The following is a 5,007-nucleotide window of genomic DNA, read 5'->3' on the forward strand; positions in this document are numbered from 1 at the left end:
AACATGTGCTCGTATTAACTTACCGGTAAATACCCAAGACGCTGAGGGAGAACATTAAATGGAAAACGAACAAACCGCTTGGAGTGAGAGCATACTTTTTGTGGATGACGACCCAAACATCATCAGTTCGCTCAAACGTTTTGCGCGCTCCCAACCCTACAAGAGCTTTTTTGCAAACAGCGGCGATGAAGCTCTGTCGCTCATGGAGGACAACTTTATCGACGTTGTCGTCTCCGATATGAAAATGCCGAAGATGTCTGGTGACGAGTTACTCCGAGAAGTGTCGAAACGTTACCCTGAAACCATTCGGATAGTACTCAGCGGCTTCTCCGAAGAAGATCTCATCCTTTCAGCAATTAATGAGGGGCGTATTTGGGGATTTATTCAGAAACCCTGGAACGTAAATGAGCTCATTCAAACCATCGATCATGCACTCTATACACAAAAAATTGTCGCTGAACGGGCAATACTGAAGAAGACACTCAACCAATACGAGCACCAGAAAAAAGAACAATTTCAGGGGTTTGTTGGTCCATCCATCGTAATGCAATTTATTTACAATGCGATTGAAAAAGCAGCTCAAAGCTCAGCCTCTGTGATGATTACCGGTGAAAGCGGAACAGGCAAAGAGGTCACGGCGCGGGCATTACACGACCTAAGCAAACGAAAAGACAAACCGTTCATCGCCTTGAATTGTGCCGCAATTCCCTCAGAACTGATGGAGTCTGAGATTTTTGGACATGTAAAAGGCGCCTTTTCTGGAGCCATAAGCAATCGCGATGGCGCGGCCACGCAAGCAAACGGCGGCACACTGTTTCTAGACGAACTTGCGGAAATGGATATCAACCTGCAATCAAAACTATTGCGCTTTATTCAGACGGGGACTTTCCAACGCGTTGGTGGAAATCAACTAGAAGAAGTCGATATTCGATTCATCTGCGCAACGAATCGCGACCCCATCACGGCGATCCAAGATAAGAAGCTACGAGAAGATTTGTACTACCGTTTGAATGTCATTCCACTTAACTTGCCTCCCCTTCGCGAGCGGGACAATGATGCTTGCGTGCTTGCCAGCGCATTTCTGTCTAAGTTCGCGGAAAAAGAAGATAAGGTGGTTATTGGCTTTTCATCCGATGCAGAAAAATTGTTACGAGGGTACCATTGGCCAGGCAATGTGCGTCAACTCGAAAACGCGGTGCACAATGCAGTTGTCATGTCAGACGGCCCGTTGATCACAGATAAATGCCTGTCCAATGCGCTTGGCATCCAACCTGGCTCTGCCAGTATCGAGAATACGGCGCAACCGCCGCTCGCTATCGAAACCCAAGAGATCGCTATCGACACCGATTTCGGCACACCAACAAACATCCATGCAATGGAAGATACACCCAGAGGCGAAGTCATCCCTTTGGCAATGATAGAAGAGCAGGCTATCAAGCATGCGATCGATAAATGCGATGGCAACGTGGTGCGTGCAGCCGGTCTTTTACAAGTAAGCCCTTCGACCCTTTATCGCAAGATTCAATCTTGGGAAGCCGAATAACGATCCATAACGCCGGTCAGCTCTAGACATCTAAAGTCTGATCGGCCTTTGCACCATCAATGCCCCATTCTATCCTTTCACTGAACAGATCTGCCTAGCGCCCATTCCTAACTCCCCAATTGTCAGACACTGTAAAATCGCGCGTGACTAACGCGCTATTTGGCATTGCTGGCCTGCTCCTTGCTCAACTCCTTACAAGATAGAAATTTTTGAAAGGTTTTTAGCAAAATGACGAATACCAAAAGCGGGAATACATTATTGTTTTCGGAGTCGGCGCAAAAAGCGATTCCTTGGACTCTTTTGAGTAAGTCCCTGTTATTTATCGTTTATTTCCTGATCTCCATCCTTTCGGTCCGACTACTCGGGACAGAGCAGTACGGTCTTTTTGTGATTTGCAGAAGTATCGCTGACGTTCTTATTCTGGTTTGCACTTTGGGAATGACCGCATCCTTCGTTCGCTTTATTCCCGAACTGGTCTTACATAAAGATCTCTCGGGTATTAAGCGATTAATTGGTACTGGGTTCATACTGCAATCCCTTGCCTTAGTTGTTATTGGACTCGGCATGTATCTATCGCAACATCATATCGAGCAGTACTTTTCAGTCGCGTTTAATGGCGCTCTTTTATTCACCTTTATCCTCATGGTTTGCGAGCAGTTAAAAACCAGCATCAACTCTATTCTAACCGCCCTATATCAAACTAAGCGCATGGCTGTGTTCTCTGTCTTGAACGGCATCATATGGATATGCGCATTAGCGTTGCTGCTCAACAATGACGCAAGTGTGAGCAATGCCTTATCGGCCCAAGCGCTCTCTTACGGGCTGATTTATCTAGTTGCAGCTGGAATTCTTTGGCGATACCTAAAGTCTTTAAATTGGCAGTCGCAGAATAATGTACTCAGCGCAAAGCGCGTGTTCAACCAATCCGGCTCCATCGCTCTCTCAACGCTGGTTCGCCTGCTTATGTTGAAATATACCGAGCTATTTTTCTTGGGCGGGATGACCGATGCAGAGACCGTCGGTATGTATGACCTGGCGTTTTCACTACCAATGATGGTTATAGTGTTTATCCCAGCAGCAGTGCATGAACTATTCGTTTCTGGCGTTTCAGAGGCGTATGTCAAAGACCCTCGTTGCCTTCCTACACTGATTAAAGCGCTCTATAAAATACTGATTCTGATCGCCGTGCCCATTGCCGTTTTTGGGTTCATGTTTGCAGGGGAAATGCTGATTTACTGCTACGGCGAAGAAGTTCGGGGTGTTTATGAACTGACGATGGCATTTTGTCTACTTCATCTTCTGCCACTAATCTCCACGCCGCTCTCTGTAGGCATTCAAGTGCGCGAAGAAGTCATGCGGATGTTCCCAACATTGATGCTACAGCTCACCGTCAACATTCTTCTGGACTACCTACTAATCGTTGAACTGAACATGGGCATTTGGGGTGCTTTTACTGCGCTGATTCTCACCTTTGTGCTGACAATTCCGATTCGCCTTTATCTTGTATCAAAGATCCTTGGCGGTATTTATTTCCCGGGCGCATTCTTTATTCGAGTGCTTTTTGTCACCCTTGCGGTTGGATACGCAATACGCGTGCTACTCGCGCCAGAAAGCCTATTCTCAATTGCCCCACTGTTCTTTGTGTATTTAGTGTCAACACTCGCTGTGTTAATCAAATTCAGATTCATTAATGAAGCCGACATTACAGACTTAGACATCTTCCTTCGTGGCAAGGTGCATCAAGTCCTGTCCAAACTTAACCATACTCGCTCTGCCAAACTATCCAAATCAAGCTTGGTAATCACAAAACAACTGACGGAGTAATCACTATGTCAAACTTAAGAATTTTACTAGGCGGCGTACCATTCGGATGTAACAACATTGGTGACGAAGCCATCTTGGCACAAGTCGTCAATATCGTTCGCGAATCAACGCCTGCAGCAAACATTATCGTCAGTACGGGAGAACAGAAAACCACGGCCGAGTGGCTAGATGTCGAAACTTGCCCGCTTCATAGCTCCTTTAGTGGAAACGAGCGTGACAATACCGCGTTCTTTGACGCGCTAGATAGTGCCGACGTATTCATTTGGTCGGGGGCTACGGGCCTATCAGACTACCCAAACGCAGCACTAAACTGCCTGAGTGAAGCTCAAAATCGAGGCTTGAAAACGATCGTATTCTGTACCGGGATGAACGACACCTTCAATCCAGCCCACTTCAAATTAAACTCAGGTTTGAAGAAAAGTCTGTTCGACATAATTAAACAGACAAGCGGTGGCAAACTTGATCTCACGACGCGTTACGAGTGTCGCAAAGAGCAAGACGTACGCACACGCTTGAAAGAGATTCTCGACCGCTGCGATCTCGTCATTAATCGCGATTTCCCCAGTAAACTAGAGCTGATGAAATCAAACCTAAGCAAGCAGCCCATCGTTGCTGCCGATCCAGCAATAGCACTGCCTCTAGTTGCGCCAACGGCTGCACTCTGGGGAGACAGTATGATGGAGGTCTTGGAGTCAGGTTCAAAACTGATCGGCGTTTGTATCTCATCGCAACAAAAAATCAATCAGCTTGATGCCTTTGCATCATGGCTTGATGGATTAGTGGATACCTATCAGGCAAAAATCGTGTTTATTCCAATGAACCCGATTACCGACTTTAAGCTGATGTCACAAATACGCGAGGCGATGTTTCATCGCTCTCAATCGATCATCGCCTCGGGCTCGGTTAAACCAAGTTCCGTTGCCGGTTTAGCATCGAAAATGGATGTCGTCATCAGTAGCCGGCTGCATCTACTTATCTTCGCTGCGATTAGCAGCACACCGTGTATTGGTATTGGCAGAGGTTCAAAAGTAACCAACTTTCTCTCTGAATTCGGTTTCTGTACAGCAGGCGACACCGACAACATCAAGTTCGAGTACCTTGAAAAAGAAGTGCGAAAAATACTTCTTGAAAAAGACGCCTACAAAGAGGTTGCCGATCTCGTTCGCGAGTCCATGCTCATTCGACTCGAACATGGCGTGGCAGCACTCAAAAACTGTCTCACGCTTGCTTAGCAACGAACAATACTGATGACACCTTAGGAGATCACCATGAATTCGAGCATACAAATAGTAAAGGCCGCTATTCCAGCGGGGTGGAAAAGAAACCTTCGAGCACTGTTCTTTTCGCCGATGCGGACATTGGATCTTGTAACGAACTATCTTTACGATATGAAGCGCTACTTAAAGTACTCGTCCACTTTGCAGTTTTTTGATTCCGAAACGCAGCTACGTTCCTGGATTGATGCGGACGCGCACAAGTTAGAGAAAGGGTTAGCGCTCGCAGCGCCGCGCCCAGGATTCGGCAAAGGTGTTGCCGAGCGTTTGGTCCGCGAGATCGATCTGTATCGTGCCAATCATGGGATGTCATTGTCTTTGGAAACGGCCGTTTCGGTGTTGGACTCTTATATGACCTTCACCTGT

The 5,007-nt window shown here is 46.8% G+C and carries 4 protein-coding genes; all 4 read left to right on the plus strand.

Annotation, left to right across the window (positions count from 1 at the left end):
• Positions 1 to 58 precede the first annotated feature (58 nt).
• The gene (locus A3751_RS11350; RefSeq protein WP_068455923.1) at positions 59 to 1,543 is read left to right on the plus strand and encodes a sigma-54 dependent transcriptional regulator; all 1,485 of its coding nucleotides are present in this window, start codon (positions 59 to 61) and stop codon (positions 1,541 to 1,543) included.
• A gap of 228 nt (positions 1,544 to 1,771) precedes the next feature.
• On the plus strand, positions 1,772 to 3,367 hold the full coding sequence (locus A3751_RS11355; protein ID WP_068455926.1) for an oligosaccharide flippase family protein: 1,596 nt from the start codon (positions 1,772 to 1,774) through the stop codon (positions 3,365 to 3,367).
• Between the two features lie 5 nt (positions 3,368 to 3,372).
• Entirely contained in the window at positions 3,373 to 4,599 is a 1,227-nt protein-coding gene (locus tag A3751_RS11360; protein WP_068455928.1) for a polysaccharide pyruvyl transferase family protein, read from the plus strand.
• A 36-nt stretch (positions 4,600 to 4,635) separates the two neighbouring features.
• Positions 4,636 to 5,007 (plus strand): hypothetical protein (locus tag A3751_RS11365; RefSeq protein WP_197466288.1); only part of this gene is annotated, 372 nt, incomplete at its 3' end.

The organism is Oleiphilus sp. HI0080, from assembly GCF_001635135.1.

Excerpts from the sequence above, each read along its gene's own strand:
- A3751_RS11350 (WP_068455923.1), top strand. The coding sequence starts at position 59 with ATGGAAAACGAACAAACCGCTTGGAGTGAGAGCATACTTTTTGTGGAT.
- A3751_RS11355 (WP_068455926.1), top strand. The coding sequence starts at position 1,772 with ATGACGAATACCAAAAGCGGGAATACATTATTGTTTTCGGAGTCGGCG.
- A3751_RS11360 (WP_068455928.1), top strand. The coding sequence starts at position 3,373 with ATGTCAAACTTAAGAATTTTACTAGGCGGCGTACCATTCGGATGTAAC.